Annotated in this window: 15 protein-coding genes; 8 read left to right on the top strand and 7 right to left on the bottom strand. The window is 62.1% G+C overall.

What is annotated here, in order from left to right; translation table 11 throughout:
* Positions 1-89 precede the first annotated feature (89 nt).
* Positions 90-983, top strand: a complete 894-nt coding sequence (locus tag EPZ47_RS14210; RefSeq protein ID WP_135845362.1) for an NAD(P)/FAD-dependent oxidoreductase — start codon at positions 90-92, stop codon at positions 981-983.
* A 22-nt stretch (positions 984-1005) separates the two neighbouring features.
* Here the strand turns inward: EPZ47_RS14210 and EPZ47_RS14215 are convergent, their stop codons facing one another.
* Genes EPZ47_RS14215 through EPZ47_RS14225 form a run of 3 tightly spaced genes read right to left on the bottom strand, consistent with a single transcriptional unit; the run spans position 1006 to position 4040 of the window.
* Positions 1006-2313, bottom strand: coding sequence for a CitMHS family transporter (locus tag EPZ47_RS14215; RefSeq protein ID WP_135845363.1), 1308 nt, complete (start codon positions 2311-2313; stop codon positions 1006-1008).
* A gap of 51 nt (positions 2314-2364) precedes the next feature.
* On the bottom strand, positions 2365-2688 hold the full coding sequence (locus tag EPZ47_RS14220) for an AtuA-related protein (RefSeq protein ID WP_178084255.1): 324 nt from the start codon (positions 2686-2688) through the stop codon (positions 2365-2367).
* Positions 2688-4040: an acyclic terpene utilization AtuA family protein gene (locus EPZ47_RS14225; protein WP_135845365.1), complete on the bottom strand. Its 1353-nt coding sequence runs from the start codon at positions 4038-4040 to the stop codon at positions 2688-2690. The genes EPZ47_RS14220 and EPZ47_RS14225 overlap by 1 nt, the downstream gene beginning before the upstream one ends.
* A gap of 101 nt (positions 4041-4141) precedes the next feature.
* Between EPZ47_RS14225 and EPZ47_RS14230 the strand changes: the two genes are divergently transcribed.
* On the top strand, positions 4142-5017 hold the full coding sequence (locus EPZ47_RS14230; protein WP_135845366.1) for a LysR family transcriptional regulator: 876 nt from the start codon (positions 4142-4144) through the stop codon (positions 5015-5017).
* Between the two features lie 91 nt (positions 5018-5108).
* Here the strand turns inward: EPZ47_RS14230 and EPZ47_RS14235 are convergent, their stop codons facing one another.
* Together EPZ47_RS14235 and EPZ47_RS14240 are read right to left on the bottom strand one after the other, a co-directional pair.
* Positions 5109-5960, bottom strand: a complete 852-nt coding sequence (locus EPZ47_RS14235) for a CAP domain-containing protein (protein ID WP_135845367.1) — start codon at positions 5958-5960, stop codon at positions 5109-5111.
* A gap of 194 nt (positions 5961-6154) precedes the next feature.
* Entirely contained in the window at positions 6155-6928 is a 774-nt protein-coding gene (locus EPZ47_RS14240) for an L-iditol 2-dehydrogenase (RefSeq protein ID WP_135845368.1), read from the bottom strand.
* 246 nt (positions 6929-7174) lie between these two features.
* Between EPZ47_RS14240 and EPZ47_RS14245 the strand changes: the two genes are divergently transcribed.
* Positions 7175-8077, top strand: a complete 903-nt coding sequence (locus tag EPZ47_RS14245; RefSeq protein WP_135845369.1) for a helix-turn-helix domain-containing protein — start codon at positions 7175-7177, stop codon at positions 8075-8077.
* 12 nt (positions 8078-8089) lie between these two features.
* Here the strand turns inward: EPZ47_RS14245 and mhpT are convergent, their stop codons facing one another.
* Positions 8090-9301 carry a 3-(3-hydroxy-phenyl)propionate transporter MhpT gene (mhpT, locus tag EPZ47_RS14250; RefSeq protein ID WP_135845370.1) on the bottom strand — a complete coding sequence of 404 codons (1212 nt, stop codon included), beginning with the start codon at positions 9299-9301 and terminating at the stop codon, positions 8090-8092.
* 316 nt (positions 9302-9617) lie between these two features.
* Here mhpT and EPZ47_RS14255 point away from each other — a divergent pair, with 316 nt between their 5' ends.
* Positions 9618-10925, top strand: coding sequence for an OprD family porin (locus tag EPZ47_RS14255; protein WP_135845371.1), 1308 nt, complete (start codon positions 9618-9620; stop codon positions 10923-10925).
* A gap of 74 nt (positions 10926-10999) precedes the next feature.
* On the opposite strand, the gene EPZ47_RS14260 is transcribed toward EPZ47_RS14255, so the two are convergent.
* The gene (locus EPZ47_RS14260; protein ID WP_135845372.1) at positions 11000-11488 is read right to left on the bottom strand and encodes a MarR family winged helix-turn-helix transcriptional regulator; all 489 of its coding nucleotides are present in this window, start codon (positions 11486-11488) and stop codon (positions 11000-11002) included.
* A gap of 213 nt (positions 11489-11701) precedes the next feature.
* Here EPZ47_RS14260 and EPZ47_RS14265 point away from each other — a divergent pair, with 213 nt between their 5' ends.
* The 4 genes from EPZ47_RS14265 (at position 11702) to EPZ47_RS14280 (ending at position 17015) form a co-directional block, all read left to right on the top strand.
* Positions 11702-12532, top strand: a complete 831-nt coding sequence (locus EPZ47_RS14265) for a p-hydroxycinnamoyl CoA hydratase/lyase (RefSeq protein ID WP_135845373.1) — start codon at positions 11702-11704, stop codon at positions 12530-12532.
* A gap of 106 nt (positions 12533-12638) precedes the next feature.
* Complete coding sequence (locus EPZ47_RS14270) at positions 12639-14087, top strand: aldehyde dehydrogenase (RefSeq protein WP_135845374.1); 1449 nt, start codon at positions 12639-12641, stop codon at positions 14085-14087.
* A gap of 143 nt (positions 14088-14230) precedes the next feature.
* The gene (locus tag EPZ47_RS14275) at positions 14231-16108 is read left to right on the top strand and encodes a feruloyl-CoA synthase (RefSeq protein WP_135845375.1); all 1878 of its coding nucleotides are present in this window, start codon (positions 14231-14233) and stop codon (positions 16106-16108) included.
* Between the two features lie 193 nt (positions 16109-16301).
* Positions 16302-17015, top strand: coding sequence for a GntR family transcriptional regulator (locus EPZ47_RS14280; protein WP_135845376.1), 714 nt, complete (start codon positions 16302-16304; stop codon positions 17013-17015).
* Positions 17016-17064: the final 49 nt, after the last annotated feature.

Below are 17064 nucleotides of genomic sequence, written 5' to 3' on the forward strand. Positions count from 1 at the left end.
AGTTACGAGATCGTTGACAGTGGCTTTTCAAGGAACTTACGATGTGTCGAGACTTTTCGGCTCCTTCGAAAACCACCCTGGAGATAGACATGGAATACGACGTCATCATTGCAGGCGGCAGCTACGCCGGTATGTCCGCTGGTCTTCAACTGGCCCGGGCCCGGCGCAAGGTGCTGGTGATCGATGCGGGCCAGCGTCGCAATCGGTTCGCCGCCAGCTCCCATGGTTTTCTCGGCCAGGACGGTCGGGCTCCCGGCGATATTGCCGAGGATGCTCGCCGCCAGCTAATGGCCTATCCAACGGTGCAATGGGTAGCGGACACGGTGACCGGGGCCTGCAAGGAGGCGGATGGCTTCTCCCTGGAAACCGTCAGCGGCGATCGCTACAGCGCCCAGCGCCTGCTGCTGGCCACCGGTGTGATCGATGATCTGCCAGACGTGGAAGGGTTGGCGCAGCGCTGGGGCAAAAGCGTGTTCCATTGCCCGTATTGCCACGGCTATGAGCTGGACCAAGGCCCGATTGGCGTGTTGGCGACCTCAGAGATGTCGCTGCACCATGCCTTGATGTTGCCGGACTGGGGCCCGACGACGTTTTTCACCAATGGTGTATTCGAGCCCGCCCCCGAGCAGCGCGCGAGCCTTGCGCAACGCGGGGTGACGCTGGTGCAGGAGCGTGTCGAACGTATCGAAGGCGACCGGGCCAATGTCGTGTTGGCGGATGGACGCGTGGTGCTCATCGACGGTTTGTTCGTCTTGCCCCGTACGCGAGTGGCCAATTCCTTGGCGGCGTCCCTGGGGTGTGCGTTCGAGGACGGCCCGCTTGGGGCCTTTATCCAGACCGACATGACCCGTGAGACCAACGTGGCGGGGGTGTTTGCCTGTGGCGATGCGGCGATGCCTTTCGGCTCGGTCGCGCTGGCCGTTGGCGATGGGGTCAGGGCGGGGTCAGGTGTGCATCGGTCCTTGATCTTCAGTGCCCACTGAAAATGCCCCCGCCAATCGTGGCTTACACCTGCACCGCCCCGGTCGCTACGGCAAAGGCAAGCATCACCAGGCTCACGCCCCAGGCCCAGAAAAAGGTGTAGGCCATGTGCGTGCGCAGCTCCACGCCGCTCAGCGCCAGAGCCAGGTAGACACTGGGCACTACCGGACTGATGGAGAAACCGGTGTTCTCGCCGATGAGCATGGCCCGGGCCACGGCTTCAAGGGGAACGCCAGCGGCGGCGGCCACGTCCTTGATCACCGGCAACAAGGCAAAATAGTAGGCATCCGGCGAGAAAATCATGCCCAGGGGGACGCCGAAGAAACCGACGATCACGTGCAGGTACTGGGCAGAACCGGCGGGGAGGATATCGATCAGTGCCAGGGCCATGCCATCGGACATTTTTGCCCCGGACAGCACACCCAGCAGTACGGCGGCAGCCATCATCACCAGCACCATTTGCAACGCGTCGGATGCGTGTGCCTTGAGGCGTTCGGCCTGGGCGTCCAGGGAAGGGAAGTTCAACGGCAGGGCGATTCCCAATCCCACCATGAAACAGGCGTACAGGGGGAAAATGCCGGTGAATAGGCACGCCAGGATTGCACCGGTCAGGGCCACGTTCAGCCAATAGCGCAGCTCGCGTGGCGAGAGGCTGAACTCGCGGGTTTCAGTGGACAGGCTGCCCAGGTCGACGCTGGCGGCGGCCCCCAGTGACATCGGCCGGCGACGCTGGGCCCGCAAGCCCAATACCGTCGCCACGAGCAGCATGCAGACCAGGCCCACCATCTGCACGGGCAACAAGCCCAGCCACAGTTCGGTGGCATCAAGCCCCGACACCGCGGCGGCCCGGGCCGTGGTGCCACCCCAAGGCACCATGTTGATCACCCCGGCCGTGGTGCCCACCAGGCACAGCAGCATGGTCGGGCTCATGTTGAGGCGTTTGTACAAGGGTAGCAGCGCCGGAATGGTCAGCAGAAACGTGGCGGCACCGACGCCGTCCAAGTGCACGACCGAGGTCACCAGTACCGTGACCAATGCCACCGCCAGCGGCTTGCCGCCGGTGCTGCGGATCAGCAGGTTGACCAGCGGATCGAATAGGCCGCGATCACGCATAATGCCGAAAAACAGAATGGCAAACAGAAACAGCGCGGCGGTGGGCGCCACGGTGATCAGCCCGGCCTTGATGAACTCACCAATTTGTCCGGGGTTGAAACCCGCCAACAGGCAGATGGCGACGGGCAGAGTGGTGAACGCCACTACGGGGCTGATCCTGCGCAGCAATATCAGCCCGATGATGGCCAGCATCATCAGGAAACCCAGGGTTGTAATCATCTTGCGGCCTCTCTTTTTATTGTTGTCGATGGTTCGGTGGCGGCGTGTCGATCAGCCTTGTGGCCCAGGCAGGCGCAGGGCCAGAAGCAGATAACTCAGGCTCTTGCCATGGCGATCAAGGCCGCAGCTGAGGTTTACGCCGCCTTCCAGGGCGTCTTCGAGCACGAAATTCAGTGCGCTTAGGTTCGGCAGTTCGTAGCGATGCACCTTGGAAGGCCTCCGCGTAGCGAATTGTTCGGCGACCCGTTCGCAGCTCAGTTCACGCAGCAACCAGGGGTAGTGCGCCGGATCGTGGGGAAATACCGCGACGCTGAGAATATTGCCTTTGTCGCCGGCACGGGCGTGGGCGAAGTCGGCGAGAGTGACGAGGTTCATCAGTACCACTCCAGGGTCGTGTGGATTTCGCTGCGCGGCAGCAGGAAGCTGCGGGTGGTGACGGCTTCGGCGAGGTGGCGGCGAACACCGCCGCCACCGGCCGGCCCGTTGGTGTAGAGCGACTCCACCTCGGCCAGCAGGGCTTCGACCAGCGACCGGTCGGTGTGGGTCAGGCCGACCCGCACACGCACGTCTTCGAGGGCTGGTGCCTGGGCTAGCCGTTGCTGCAGGTAGCGGCCAGCGTGGTCGTTGAACAGGCTGGCGATGCCCGACAAATCGATCCACGGCTGTACCCCTGGCGCCAACCGATCGAAACGCTGCAGTAGAATTTCCCGGGCCAGAGTGGCGCGGGCTACGGCGCCGGGGCCGGCATAGGAGATCTCCGCCTCGCCAAACCAAAGTCCACGCACCCCGGCCAAGCCTTTGAGCGTGTCGGGGCGCGGATAGCCGAGCAGGCCGCTGATTTCGACGCGATCCTCGCCCAGGTCCTGGACACGGGCTTGGCCCAGATCCAGTACCACATCCGGCGTCAGATAACGCCGTGGGTCGTGCACCTCATAGAGCAATTGTTCCTTGACCGTCTGCTCGCTGACCCGTCCGCCGCAATGGCGGGTCTTGCCAATGATCAAGCGTCCGTCCTGGTGGACCTCGGCAATCGGGCAACCGAGGTTGGCCGGGTCGGGGATTTCTTTCATTCCGGGATGGGCAAAATACCCGCCGGTGACCTGGGTGCAGCATTCCAGCAGATGCCCGGCGGCGGTAGCGATGGCCATCTTCTGCCAATCGTCGGCGGCCCAGCCCAAGCCGTGGCGAATCGCGCCTACCGCCAACGAAGGGTCGGCAACCCGGCCACAGAGCACGATGCCGGCGCCTTCAGCCAGTGCCGTAGCGATGCCATCGGCGCCGGTATAAACGTTGACTGACACCGGATTGTCCCCCGCAAGCTCCAAGGCCAGCCATTGACCGTAACGGGATGGGGTTTCTTCCAGCAGGTCGTCACCCAGCACGCAGGCAATTTTCAGTTCCGGATAGCGCCCCGCCAGTGTGTGCCGCAGCCGTTGCGCCGCCGTCCTGGGGTTGGCCGCGCCACCGTTGGTGATGATCGGGATGCCAGCCTCGATACACACGTCCAGCATGGGTTCGAGGAAGTCGAACAGACGAGAGGAGTAGCCAGCTTGGGGATCAAGCCCTTTGCGCAGTTGCGCCTCGGCCAGGGTCCGCTCGGCCAATAGCTCAAGCATGATGTAGCGCTGGCCTGGCCGCTGTGCCAAGTCCTGGGCCAGGCGTAACGCGGCATCCGGGCGATCATTGGCGAAACCGGCGCCGCACCCGACGAGGATTGTTTTTGTCATGTCCGTTTCCACTAGGGGGATGGCCCATAGTGGCTGGCATCGATTGTTCTGTGAATTTTAAAGGTAGAATCAATTGATCCATTATTTTTATAGGTGCGGGTATGAACATTTCCTTCAGACAGCTTCGTGCCTTCATCTTGATCGCCGAAACCTCAAGCTTCACCCGCACCGCTGAACAGCTTCACCTGTCCCAACCGGCCCTGAGCTACAGCATCCGTAAGTTGGAAGAGACCATGGGGTTGCAGCTACTGGCGCGTAACACCCGCAGTGTCGAATTGACGCTCGCCGGTGAACACTTCCTGCCCCAGGCCAGGCGCATGCTCAGGGACATGGACGATGCTGTACGCGACGCCCGCGATACTCTCAGCCTGAGCCGTGGCACGCTGCGCCTGGCGGCACTGCCCACTGCCGCCGCTTCGTTCCTGCCAGTGGTGATTGCCGCGTTCCAGCGCGAACACCCGGGGGTACGGGTGAGCGTATTGGACGGCCGCGCCGGGGAGATCATGGGGTGGGTGCAGCGTGGCGAGGTGGATGCAGGCATTACGTCGTTGCCGGAGGACTTGTCCGGGCTGAGTTTTGTACGTTTGCTGGATGACAACCTGGTGTTGCTGACCCACAAGGACCATCAGCGCAACAGCCTGGATGACTGGAAGCACCGGCCCTATATCGCCCTGACGCCCGACACCAGCATCCGGCCCCTGGCCGATGCCGCGTTACGCTACCTGAACGTCGATCCGCAGCCGGCCTGGGAAGTGGCCCACATGAGCACGGCCACCGCCCTGGTGCGCGAAGGGTTGGGGTTTTCCCTACTGCCGGCCAGTTGCACGGCAGTGTTCAATATCGGTGAGCAATGCACGGTCATTGCCATCGACCAGCCCGGCAGGCGCTCGATCGGTCTGTTGCAACGCAAGCCCGTAGCCCAGTCACCGTCGTTGAGCCAGTTCATGCAGCATTTACGGCAGACGCTGCGGCAGTGATGTTGATGGGCGCACTGCATATTTCTCATGAACCCCACAAATCCCTTGTGGGAGCGAGCTTGCTCGCGAAAGCGGTGGCCCGGCCACCGCGCTATTGCGTGCCAAACATCGCCGTCCAATAGATCCCGGCATCGCTTTTCGGATCGGTCGCGTAGCCGGCGCCCAGTTCGCGGAACTGCGGGTTCATCAGGTTGGCGCAATGTCCGGGGCTTGCCAGCCAACCGTCCACCACCTTCAGGGCGGTGTCCTGCCCGGCGGCGATGTTCTCGCCAATCAACTGGCCAAGATAGCCCGCCAGTTCGGCACGGTCGCCCGGCATGCGGTTGTCGCGGTCCTTATGGTCGAAGAAATTGTTGTTGGCCATGGCCCGGGTGTGGGTCACGGCGGCCAGGGCCAGGGTGGCGTTCCAGCTCAGCGGCGTCGTGGCCGTGAAGGTTTCGGTGCCACAGCGGCGGGGCTGCGCACGGGCGCTGTTGATCAGCTTCAGCAGTTTCTGGCCTTCGGCTTGCCAGTCCCCCAGGCGCGCCGACAGCAGTGGGCGCGCCAGCACGATGCGCCATTCGCGATCCAGGCGGCTGACGCCAATGTCGACGAACTGCGGGTCCAGGACAACCTGGCAGAAACTTTCCTGCACGGCCTTCATCGCGGCTTGCGCGTCGCGCGGCCCGGACAGGCTGATGGCCTGCACGTTGACCATCGGGTAAGCCGTGCGCGCCAGCGCCTGCTGCAGGTCGCCGATGCCATTGGCGGACAGGATCAACCGCGAATCCATCGCCAGCGGCGGCAGCTCCAGAGAGGCCTGGCCCGCGCAACTTTGAGACTGGCTACGGTAAAGATTGATGGTCTCGACCAGTTGCGTCTCTTCGGTGGCTGCGGCGCTGGCGGCGAAGGCCAGGCCCAGCGACAGCACGACAAGACGCATGGCGGATGAAATGGCACGCATGTAAATCTCCCTTGAGCGGACGGCGCCTATGATGCGCAATTTTTGCCCGGCTGGGGCAACGGTATTCACGCTCTCTTGAAATCCCTTGGAACGGCACCGTTTGGTACCGTTTGGGACAATCTTCAAGTAGTGGGATCAGTTTTCCGCCGAATAAGTCCATTTCCGTCGTTTCAAAGCTATAAAACCGCAGATTTTCAGCTCATCCAGTTCCCCCCATCGACGTTATAAGTCTGCGCCACCACGTATTCACTCTCCGTCGAGGCGAGGAAAATCGCCATGCCCGTGAGGTCATCCGCAGTGCCCATCCGGCCAAAAGGCACTTGCTGGCCGACCTGGCGCTTCTTTTCCCCCAGTGGCAGGTTTTCATGGCGGGCAAACAGCGCATCCACGCCGTCCCAATGCTCGCCATCCACCACGCCGGGGGCGATGGCGTTGACGTTGATCCGGTGTTTGATCAAATCCAGCCCGGCAGACTGGGTCAGGCTGATCACCGCGGCCTTGCTGGCGCAATAGATGCCTACCAGCGGCTCGCCACGCCGACCGGCCTGGCTCGCCATGTTGATGATTTTGCCGCCGTGACCCTGGTTGATCATCTGCCGAGCCGCCGCCTGCAGCGTGAACAGCGTACCGGCGACGTTGATGGAAAACAGCCGTTCGTAGCTCTGGCGGGTGATTTCCACGATCGGCGCCAGGTCGAACAGCGCCGCGTTATTGATCAGGATATCCAGCTTGCCCACCCGCGCCACGACCGCATCGATGGCCTGGTCGATGGACGCCTGGTCGGTCACGTCCATTTTTACCGCATAGGCGCTGTCACCCAGTTCGGCGGCTGTGGCCTGGGCCCGTTCAAGGTCGATATCGGCAATTGCTACGGTGGCGCCTTCATTGATATAGGCCTGGGCAAATGTCCTGCCGATACCACGGGCGGCGCCGGTTATCAGGGCACTTTGTCCTTCGAGTCGTTTCATGGGCTTGTCCTGTCTCTAGAGGTCCATGGGGCGGGGCGGACCTGCATGTGCGCCATGGTTGGGCGATTACAGCAGCGCACCTCAACGCCGACAAACGCAGGGAGGATGACCCGGTGATACTTTTTTAACTCCTACACGGGTAGTTCGGTCGGGTTAAAAAAGTATCAGTGGGCAGTCAGGTGGGAACTGGCGAACCGCTGCGCACCCGGCGTAAGGTGCTGGCTATAACGATAAGAGAGGCACGACATGCCTGATCACCGAACGCCTTTGTTCGAACAGCGACCGGCCGAACTGGAAGTCATCCTGCCCGAGCCCGAGCACAGTTTTCGCTGGTATGAGCATGACTACCCATACCCGATGGCACGCTGGAACCACCACCCTGAATTTGAAATCCACCTCATCCGCCAGGGCAGCGGCAAGTTGCTGGCGGGCGACTATATCGGCCCGTTTGGCCCCGGCCATGTGGCGATGATCGGCCCGGACTTGCCCCACGACTGGATGGGCGACCTGGCGCCGGGCGAGCACCTTATCGGGCGCGATGTGGTGCTGCAGTTCGACGGCGCCGTCTTGTTGACCCTGCGCCGGACCCTGCCCGAATTGGGGGATTTACAGACGTTGTTCGAGCGGGCGCGGCGAGGCCTGGCCTTCAGTGGCGATACCGCCGTTCATGCTGCAAGCCTGCTCGAGGCCATCGGCCCGGCCCAAGGTCTGGGGCGGCTGGCGCTGTTTCTGCAACTGCTCGAGACCCTCAGTAAAGCGCCTCAAGCGCAAGCCTTGTGTCTGGCGAGCCCCTGCTACGCGCCAACCCTGGATGCCCGTAGTTCTGAACGCATTCACAAAGCGTTCGAGTACCTGCAGGCTGAACTCACCGGCGACCTGCGCCTGTCGGTGATCGCCCGGCAGCTGGACATGAGTGAACCTGGCTTTTCGCGCTTCTTCAAGCGCATCACCGGACACGGCTTCATCGATCTGATGCGCAAGTTGCGGGTCCAGCGAGCCTGCCGGTTGCTGTTGCAGAGTGAAATGCCGGTGACCGATATCTGCTTTGAGGTGGGTTACAACAACCTGTCCAACTTCAACCGGCATTTCCGCATCGAGATGAACCAGACGCCCAGTGAGTATCGCCGGGGCGCCTTGTCGTTGATTTGAAACTGCAACGCTTCAGCGCACAGTTTGCGCCGCACCCACCGTCACCGCACGGGCCATCACACTGATCGCCGCCACAGCCGCAATCAGCAGCCCAGGCGATGTCGCCAGCAGCACACCGGTCGTTCCCGCCCCGGCAGCCAGGATTTGCCCCGCGGCCAGCGGCCCGGCGACCGAACCCAGGCGCCCGATGGCCACCGCCGCACCAACCCCCGTCGCGCGCACAGCCGTCGGGTAGGAGGGCGGCGCCAAGGCGTAGAGCACCAGTTGTGCGGCCATGACGAACAACCCGGCAGCGAACCCGGCGATGGCCATTGGCACGATGCCGACCGACAACCCGACCCCGGCCAGGGCGCTGAGCAACCCGGCATAGACGAACAGCACTACCTTGATGCCATTGCAGCGGTCCAGCAACAGGCCGCCGAGCAGCGAGCCGAGGGTTCCGCCGATGTTGAACAGCATCTGCACCAGGCCGGCCTGGGGCTTGCTGAAGCCTTGTTCCAGCAGCAACGACGGCAGCCAGTTGAGCAGCATGTACATGACCGTCAGGGTGAAAAAGTAGCTCAGCCACAGTGCCAGGGTAGTACGGCTCCGGCCATCGCCGAACAGCGCCTGGCCGGTCGAGCCGCGGGCCTCGCCGCCGGCACCCTGCACCTGGCGAAAGGCACTGGACTCAGGGAGCCACAGCAGCATTAGCGGCACCACCAACAATGGCGCCAGCCCGCCGATGAAAAAGGTCATTTGCCAGTGCTCGCCAAACAGCATCGCGACCACGGCCGCCAGCGCACCGCCCAACGGCACACCCGCGTACATCACGCTGATGGCCGTGCCACGCCGCTGCTCGCCTACGGCTTCGGCACACAGGGCAATGAGGTTGGGCAGGGCGGCGCCCAGGCCCAGCCCAGTCATGAAGCGCACCAGCAGCAGGCTGGAAAAGTGTTCGACATACGCGGTGCTGAGGGAGAACACCCCGAACAGCAGGACGGCGGCAATGAGGATTTTCTTGCGACCGATCCGATCAGCGATCCAGCCGCCGAAGAACGCCCCCGGTAGCAACCCGATGATCCCGGCGCTGAAAACCCAACCCATCATTTTCGGGTCCAGGGCAAACGTCTGCCGCAGGCCGGCAGCGGCAGTGCCGGCCGACTGCAGGTCGAAACCCTCGATCAGCGCAACGATAAAACACAGGGCGATGGTCAGCGTCGCGCGACGCGTCGGACTGTTCATGGCAATTCCTCTTATTGTTTTTGTCTGGGAAGCACCGGCTCGGGGGAACACCGGCAAGCACGATTAAGATTAACAAAGCTAACTAAAAAAAGAATCGAAAGAGGCGATCGGATATAGCGCCTGAAATAGTCAATAAAATCAGCTGATTGACAGTGCTGAATGAAATAATTGATGAATTAGTTAATAATATTAATGTTCGATTATCGATCATTTCGGATTGACGAAGCACCTGTGTCATTTCCATTCTCTTTGCGCAGAACCCAACGCCTCAGGCGATAGGTCGATCGAAAACAACAACAATAAGTGGACATCGAACATGCCAAACCGTACCCGGGCGCCCCTTGCTGTGGCCCCTGTTTCACTTCTCGTTCATTTGTTGGCCGGTCTCGGGCTGAGCCTGGGCTCCAGCGCAGTGTTGGCAGAGGGATTCATCGAAGACAGCCACGGCACCCTGACCCTGCGCAACTACTACATGGACCGCGACTACAAGGACGATGGCGCCAAGACTGCGACCCGGGAGTGGGCCCAGGGTGTGATCATGAACATGGAGTCGGGGTTTACCCCGGGCACCGTCGGTTTCGGCCTGGACGCCCGAGGATTGGTGGGGATCAAGCTGGACTCGTCGCCGGATCGCAGTGGCACTGAATTGTTGCCGGTCTCCAGCAGCGACAAGCGCGCAGCCGATGAGTATTCACGCCTGGCCTTGACCGGCAAGCTGCGTTTCGGCCAGACCACGGTGAAGACCGGTGACGTGTCGATCTTCCTGCCGTTTGCCTTCGCCAGCCCATCGCGACTGTTGCCACAGACTTTTCGCGGTACGACCCTCAGCTCCAAGGACATCGATGGGCTGACGTTGAACACGGGCTACATCGACCGCATCAACCGCCGCGATTCCACCAACTACCAGCCGATGAGCATCGCCTCGCCCAACCGTCGCTTTAACGGCGCGGCGACCTCGTCTCACATGGCGTATATAGGGGGCGACTATCAGCTCAACAAAGACCTCAGCCTTCGGGCTTACCACGCTGAAGTGGCGGATCTGTACCAGCAGAACACCCTGGCATTGCTGCATAACCTGCCGTTGGGCGACGGGGTGTTGACCACCGACCTGCGCAGTTTTTTCAGTGACGAAGACGGCGCGGCCAAGGCTGGCAAAGTAGATAACCGCAATCTCTCGGCGCTGGTCGGTTATCGCTTGGGCGGGCATCGCGTGAGCCTGGGCTACATGCATGCCAGTGGCGATACTGCCACGCCTTATGTGTCCGGTACTGAGTTGATGGGCTTGAGTGAAATGACCATGAGCTCGGATTTCCTCAACGCCAAGGAGCGCACCTGGCAAGTGATCCATGATTATGACTTTGCGGCGGTGGGCGTACCGGGCCTGAGGACCCGATTGCGTTACGTGCGTGGCGATCACATTGAGCTGGCCGCCCTCAATGCCGAGGATCGCAAGGAGCGCGAGTTCCAGATGGAGCTGGGGTACGTGATCCAGAGCGGATCGCTGAAAAACGTCGGGCTGCTGGCGCGCAAGTCGATCTACCGCAACGATTTCCCGGGTACGGCAGCGTTTCGCGATGAGAACCAGACCCGGTTCCTGGTGACCTACAACGTGCCGATCTGGTGACGCCCTAATAGGCGACGCCGTGCTCTTGTGGCGAGGGAGCTTGCTCCCTCGCCACAAGAGGGCTGCGTCAGGCCTTATTGCTGGTAAACCTTCTTCAGCAACCGCAGCAATTCCTCGCGCTCGCCACCCGAAAGGGCCGCGGTTGAATCCAGATCACTCTGGGCGGCGATCTGCTTGAGTTCCTTGAGCAGGGTTTCGCCGGTCTTGCTCAGGAAAATCCCATAGGAGCGTTTGTCCGGCTTGCACCGCACGCGCACGGCCAGGGCCCGGCTTTCCAGTTTGTTCAGCAGCGGCACCACTTGCGGTGGTTCGATCGTCAGGGCCTTGGCCAGGTCGGCCTGCATCAGGCCAGGGTTCTGGTCGATGATCGCCAGGGCCGAAAATTGGGCGGGCCGTAAATCGTGGGTGGCGAGCCGACCGATCAGGTTCTGGAACAGTTTCAACTGGGCACGGCGCAGGGCGTAACCGATCAGGTCGTCCAGTGCGGAGTCCAGCGGCGCCTGCGCGTCGGCACCGGCAGCCAGGGCCTCGGCGGGTTCGGCAAGCTTGGAAGACTTGGCCATCGGAGAAAGCATCCTCGAGGTGAGTGATTAACAAGGCTATCCAGTTTGCCGAGGTTGGGACGCTATGGCTACGGTCTATCGCATATTCGTTGATCTGATGCTTTGCTCCCCGCACTGAAAAATACAGGTAAATCGATTAATAGTTAATTGACATAACTAATTTTCCGGTTTAGTTTTTGATCATCTTCAGCCAAGAACAAGAGAGCACGCATCATGAGCAACTACGAAGGTCGCTGGAAAACGGTCAAGGTCGATATCGAGGAGGGTATCGCCTGGGTCACCCTCAATCGCCCGGAAAAACGCAATGCCATGAGCCCGACCCTCAACCGCGAGATGATCGATGTGCTCGAGACTCTGGAACAGGACCCGGCCGCTGGCGTGCTGGTGCTGACCGGCGCCGGTGATGCCTGGACCGCGGGCATGGACCTCAAGGAATATTTCCGCGAAGTGGATGCCGGGCCGGAAATTCTTCAGGAGAAGATCCGTCGCGAAGCCTCGCAGTGGCAGTGGAAACTGCTGCGCATGTACGCCAAACCAACCATTGCCATGGTCAATGGCTGGTGCTTCGGTGGCGGTTTCAGCCCGCTGGTGGCGTGCGACCTGGCGATCTGCGCCGACGAAGCGACCTTCGGTCTTTCGGAAATCAACTGGGGTATCCCGCCCGGTAACCTGGTCAGCAAGGCCATGGCCGACACCGTGGGCCATCGCCAATCGCTGTACTACATCATGACCGGCAAGACCTTTGGCGGGCAGAAAGCCGCTGAAATGGGCCTGGTCAACGAAAGCGTGCCCTTGGCGCAACTGCGTGACGTCACCGTGGAACTGGCGCGTAACCTGCTGGAGAAAAACCCGGTGGTGCTGCGTGCAGCCAAGCATGGCTTCAAGCGTTGCCGCGAACTGACCTGGGAGCAGAACGAAGATTACCTGTACGCCAAGCTCGATCAGTCGCGCCTGCTCGATACCGAAGGCGGTCGCGAGCAGGGCATGAAGCAGTTCCTGGACGACAAGAGCATCAAGCCGGGCCTGCAGACCTACAAGCGCTGAGACAATCGCGCGGCGGGCGCCGATCAGGTGCCCGCAGGCTGTTCGTCCAAGGCCCTCGGCGCTACTGTGAACGTGTTCCCTATAAAGACAATAAAGAGGAATCACCATGCTGGACGTGCCCCTGTTGATCGGCGGCCAGTCGTGCGCCGCCCGTGACGGCCGGACCTTCGAGCGCTGCAATCCGGTGACCGGTGAAGTGGTGTCTCGTGTGGCCGCCGCTACCCTGGAAGATGCCGACGCCGCCGTGGCCGCTGCGCAAGCGGCGTTTCCCGCCTGGGCTGCATTGGCGCCCAATGAACGTCGCACGCGCTTGCTGCGCGCCGCCGAGCAATTGCAGGCCCGCAGCGGCGAATTCATTGCTGCCGCCGGCGAAACCGGGGCCATGGCCAATTGGTACGGTTTCAATGTGCACCTGGCGGCGAACATGCTGCGCGAAGCCGCTTCCATGACCACCCAGATCAACGGCGAAATCATTCCTTCGGACGTGCCCGGCAGTTTCGCCATGGCCCTGCGTCAGCCCTGCGGCGTGGTGCTGGGCATCGCGCCGTGGAACGCCCCGGTGATTCTCGCCACTCGCGCCATCGCCATGCCTCTGGCTTGCGGTAACACCGTGGTGCTCAAGGCCTCGGAAATAAGCCCGGCGGTGCACCGGCTGATCGGCCAGGTGTTGCAGGACGCCGGTTTGGGCGATGGCGTGGTCAATGTCATCTGCAATGCGCCGGCGGATGCACCGGCCATTGTTGAACGCCTGATTGCCAACCCGGCGGTACGGCGTGTCAACTTCACCGGTTCGACCCACGTCGGGCGCATCGTCGGCGAACTGTCGGCGCGCCACCTCAAGCCGGCACTGCTGGAGCTTGGCGGCAAGGCCCCGTTGTTGGTGCTCGACGACGCCGACCTGGACGCTGCGGTAGAAGCGGCAGCCTTCGGCGCCTACTTCAACCAGGGGCAAATCTGCATGTCCACCGAGCGACTGATCGTCGATGCCCGCGTGGCCGATGCTTTCATCACTCGGTTGACCGCCAAGATCGCCACCTTGCGCGCCGGTGATCCCGCTGCCTGTGATTGCGTGCTCGGCTCGCTCGTGGATGTCAGTGCCGGCCTGCGCATCAAGGGGCTGATCGACGATGCCCTGGCCAAAGGCGCGAGGCTGGTGGCAGGGGGGCAGTTGGAGGGCAGTATCCTGCAACCGACCCTGCTCGATGGCGTCACCGCGGACATGCGTCTGTACCGCGAAGAGTCCTTCGGCCCAGTGGCGGTGTTGCTGCGGGGGGAGGGCGACGAAGAACTGCTGCGCCTGGCCAACGATTCCGAGTTCGGCTTGTCGGCGGCGATCTTCAGTCGCGATACCACGCGGGCCCTGGCCCTGGCCCAACGGGTCGAGTCGGGCATCTGCCACATCAACGGTCCGACCGTGCACGACGAGGCGCAGATGCCCTTCGGCGGGGTCAAGTCCAGCGGATACGGCAGCTTTGGTGGCAAGGCGTCCATCGAGCATTTCACTCAGTTGCGCTGGGTGACGTTGCAGAACGGACCCCGGCATTACCCGATCTGAAATCCGTCGCATGGCGGGCGGCCGGGCCTTGAAAGCCGCCGCCCCGATGCAGGCCAGAATAACAATGACAAGGCCGCAGCCAGACGCTGCCACGCTCCGCTCGCTTCGCGCGACCCGAGTGTGCCTTGGTGGAGGAAATGTACGTGAGTTCCGAGTTCAGATCGTCCTCCCGACCCGGCCCCGGGCAGTATCGCCAGGTGTCGATTGGTCATCCCGCCGTTGAAGTCAGGGAAGAGCGCGGCATCCTGCACATGCGCTCCCTGGAACCCCTGGCCCCGTTGCCGGCGCGGTTGCTCGATCGCCTGGTGCACTGGGCCGAGATGCGCCCGCAGCAGACGTTCATCGCCGCTCGCGAGGCCGGCGGTGACTGGCGTCGCGTCAGCTATGCCCAGATGCTCGAGAGCGTCCGGGCCATCGCCCAAAGCTTGCTGGGCTACGGCTTGTCGGCCGAGAAACCCTTGGCGCTGCTCTCAGGCAACGACATCGAACACCTGCAAATGGCTCTTGGCGCAATGTATGCGGGCATTCCGTATTGCCCGGTGTCGCCGGCCTATTCGTTGCTGTCCCAGGATTTCGCCAAGCTGCGGCATGTCTGCGACCTGTTGCAGCCGGGGCTGGTGTTTGTCAGCGATGCCGCACCGTTTGAGCGGGCGATCAATGCCGTCTTGCCGGCCGACGTGCCCTTGATCACGGTGCGTGGCGAGATCCCGGATCGCGCCAGAACCAGTTTTGCCAGCCTGCTGGCGCAACCCGGCGGCGTCGAGGCCGAACGAGCCTTTGCCGCTTCCGGGCCGGATAGCATCGCCAAGTTTCTCTTTACCTCGGGTTCGACCAAGCTGCCGAAGGCGGTGATCACCACCCAACGCATGCTCTGCGCCAACCAGCAAATGCTGTTGCAGACCTTCCCGGTGTTTGGTGAAGCGCCGCCGGTGCTGGTGGACTGGTTGCCGTGGAACCACACGTTCGGTGGCAGTCACAACGTCGGCATCGTGTTGTACAACGGCGGCACGTTCTACCTGGACGACGGCAAACCCACGGCCCAGGGCTTCGCCGAAACCTTGCGTAACCTCAAGGAGATTTCGCCTACCGCCTACCTGACCGTGCCCAAGGGCTGGGAAGAGCTGGTCAGCGCCCTGGAGAAGGACGCGGAGCTGCGCGAGCGTTTTTTCAAGGACATCAGCCTGTTCTTCTTTGCCGCTGCGGGTCTGTCCCAAAGCACCTGGGATCGACTCGACAAAGTCGCCGAGCAGCATTGTGGCGAACGGATCCGCATGATGGCGGGCCTGGGCATGACCGAGGCGTCGCCGTCCTGCACCTTCACCACCGGGCCACTGTCCATGGCCGGCTACATCGGCCTGCCGGCCCCTGGTTGCGAAGTGCGGCTGGTGCCGGTGGACGGCAAGTTCGAAGGGCGCTTTCGCGGGCCGCACATCATGCCGGGCTACTGGCGCTCGCCGCAGCAGACCGCTGAGGTATTCGACGAGGACGGTTTCTACTGTTCGGGGGATGCGATCAAGCTGGCCGATCCCGGCAACCCGCAACTGGGCTTGATGTTCGATGGACGGATTGCCGAAGATTTCAAATTGTCCTCTGGCGTGTTCGTCAGTGTCGGTCCGCTGCGCAACCGCGCGGTGCTGGAAGGCACGCCTTACGTCCAGGACCTGGTGATCACCGCGCCGGATCGCGAGTGCCTGGGTGCGCTGGTGTTTCCGCGGCTTGCGGAATGCCGACGTCTGTCGGGTCTGGCTTCGGACGCCAGCGATACCCAAGTGCTTGCCAGCGAACCGGTACGCCAATGGTTCGCCGACTGGCTGCAACGCCTGAACCGCGAAGCCACCGGCAACGCCAGTCGCGTGGAGTGGATTGCCTTGCTCGATGAACCGGCGTCGATCGATCGTGGCGAAATCACCGACAAGGGCTCGATCAACCAACGGGCGGTGTTGCAGTGGCGGGCGGCGAAAGTCGAGGCGCTGTATCGCGGTGAAGATGCTTCCATCCTGCGGGCCAGGTCTGTGGCTTAAATAAAAAACCTTGTGGGAGCGGGCTTGCTCGCGAAGAAGGTGTGTCAGTCAACATCAATATTGCTGACCCACCGCTTTCGCGAGCAAGCCCGCTTCCACAGGGTTACGCTTCTTTGGTTGGCTCCCGCCCACCGTGACACACCGCCCCAAGCCTTTTACTATGCCGGTTCTCCTTTCTCTGGAATTCACCTGGATGAGTAAGCCTGGCCAAACGGTGCTGGTTGCGCTGCGCAGAATGATCGCTTCGGGTGAACTGGCGGCCGGCGAGCGCTTGATGGAAATTCCCACAGCAGAATTGTTTGGCGTCTCGCGGATGCCGGTGCGCATGGCGTTCCGCACGCTGGAACAGGAAGGCTTGCTGGTGCGTTTCGGTGGCAGGGGGTTTCAAGTGCGTTCGGTCAGTGCCGAAGAAATCGCCGGGGCCGTGGAGGTGCGTGGCGTGCTCGAAGGGCTGGCCGCGCGGCAAACGGCCGAACGTGGCTTGTCCGAAGAGGGCCGGGCAACACTCGAACAATGCCTGGTGCAGGGCGACGAACTGTTCGCCAAGGGCTATGTGACCGAGGATGACCTGGAGGTCTATCACGACCTCAATATGCGCTTTCATCAAGTGATCGTCGAAGGCAGCCACAACCCGGCGATCGCTGATGCACTGGCCCGTAACGATCATCTGCCGTTCGCCTCAGTCACCGCCCTGGCGGTGGATCGCCAGAACATGGCCGGCGAGTTTCGCCGCTTCAACTATGCCCACATGCAGCACCATTCGGTGTTCGACGCGTTGATTCACCGCCAGGGCGCCCGTGCCGAGGCGATCATGCGCGAGCATGCCAATGCGACCTTGCGTTATGCCGAGGTGTTCGGCTCGACGTTGGCTGATGAGCGGATGACGGTGATATTGCGCTCGGACTGAAGGCCCACATACTCATATGCCTGTGGGAGCAAAGCTTGCTCGCGATGAC

The organism is Pseudomonas viciae, assembly GCF_004786035.1.
In the GTDB taxonomy this organism is placed as follows: Bacteria; Pseudomonadota; Gammaproteobacteria; order Pseudomonadales; family Pseudomonadaceae; genus Aquipseudomonas; species Aquipseudomonas viciae.

Coding starts and splice junctions, on each gene's coding strand:
- EPZ47_RS14210 (WP_135845362.1), top strand. CDS start 90: ATGGAATACGACGTCATCATTGCAGGCGGCAGCTACGCCGGTATGTCC.
- EPZ47_RS14215 (WP_135845363.1), bottom strand. CDS start 2,313: ATGATTACAACCCTGGGTTTCCTGATGATGCTGGCCATCATCGGGCTG.
- EPZ47_RS14220 (WP_178084255.1), bottom strand. CDS start 2,688: ATGAACCTCGTCACTCTCGCCGACTTCGCCCACGCCCGTGCCGGCGAC.
- EPZ47_RS14225 (WP_135845365.1), bottom strand. CDS start 4,040: ATGACAAAAACAATCCTCGTCGGGTGCGGCGCCGGTTTCGCCAATGAT.
- EPZ47_RS14230 (WP_135845366.1), top strand. CDS start 4,142: ATGAACATTTCCTTCAGACAGCTTCGTGCCTTCATCTTGATCGCCGAA.
- EPZ47_RS14235 (WP_135845367.1), bottom strand. CDS start 5,960: ATGCGTGCCATTTCATCCGCCATGCGTCTTGTCGTGCTGTCGCTGGGC.
- EPZ47_RS14240 (WP_135845368.1), bottom strand. CDS start 6,928: ATGAAACGACTCGAAGGACAAAGTGCCCTGATAACCGGCGCCGCCCGT.
- EPZ47_RS14245 (WP_135845369.1), top strand. CDS start 7,175: ATGCCTGATCACCGAACGCCTTTGTTCGAACAGCGACCGGCCGAACTG.
- mhpT (WP_135845370.1), bottom strand. CDS start 9,301: ATGAACAGTCCGACGCGTCGCGCGACGCTGACCATCGCCCTGTGTTTT.
- EPZ47_RS14255 (WP_135845371.1), top strand. CDS start 9,618: ATGCCAAACCGTACCCGGGCGCCCCTTGCTGTGGCCCCTGTTTCACTT.
- EPZ47_RS14260 (WP_135845372.1), bottom strand. CDS start 11,488: ATGGCCAAGTCTTCCAAGCTTGCCGAACCCGCCGAGGCCCTGGCTGCC.
- EPZ47_RS14265 (WP_135845373.1), top strand. CDS start 11,702: ATGAGCAACTACGAAGGTCGCTGGAAAACGGTCAAGGTCGATATCGAG.
- EPZ47_RS14270 (WP_135845374.1), top strand. CDS start 12,639: ATGCTGGACGTGCCCCTGTTGATCGGCGGCCAGTCGTGCGCCGCCCGT.
- EPZ47_RS14280 (WP_135845376.1), top strand. CDS start 16,302: ATGAGTAAGCCTGGCCAAACGGTGCTGGTTGCGCTGCGCAGAATGATC.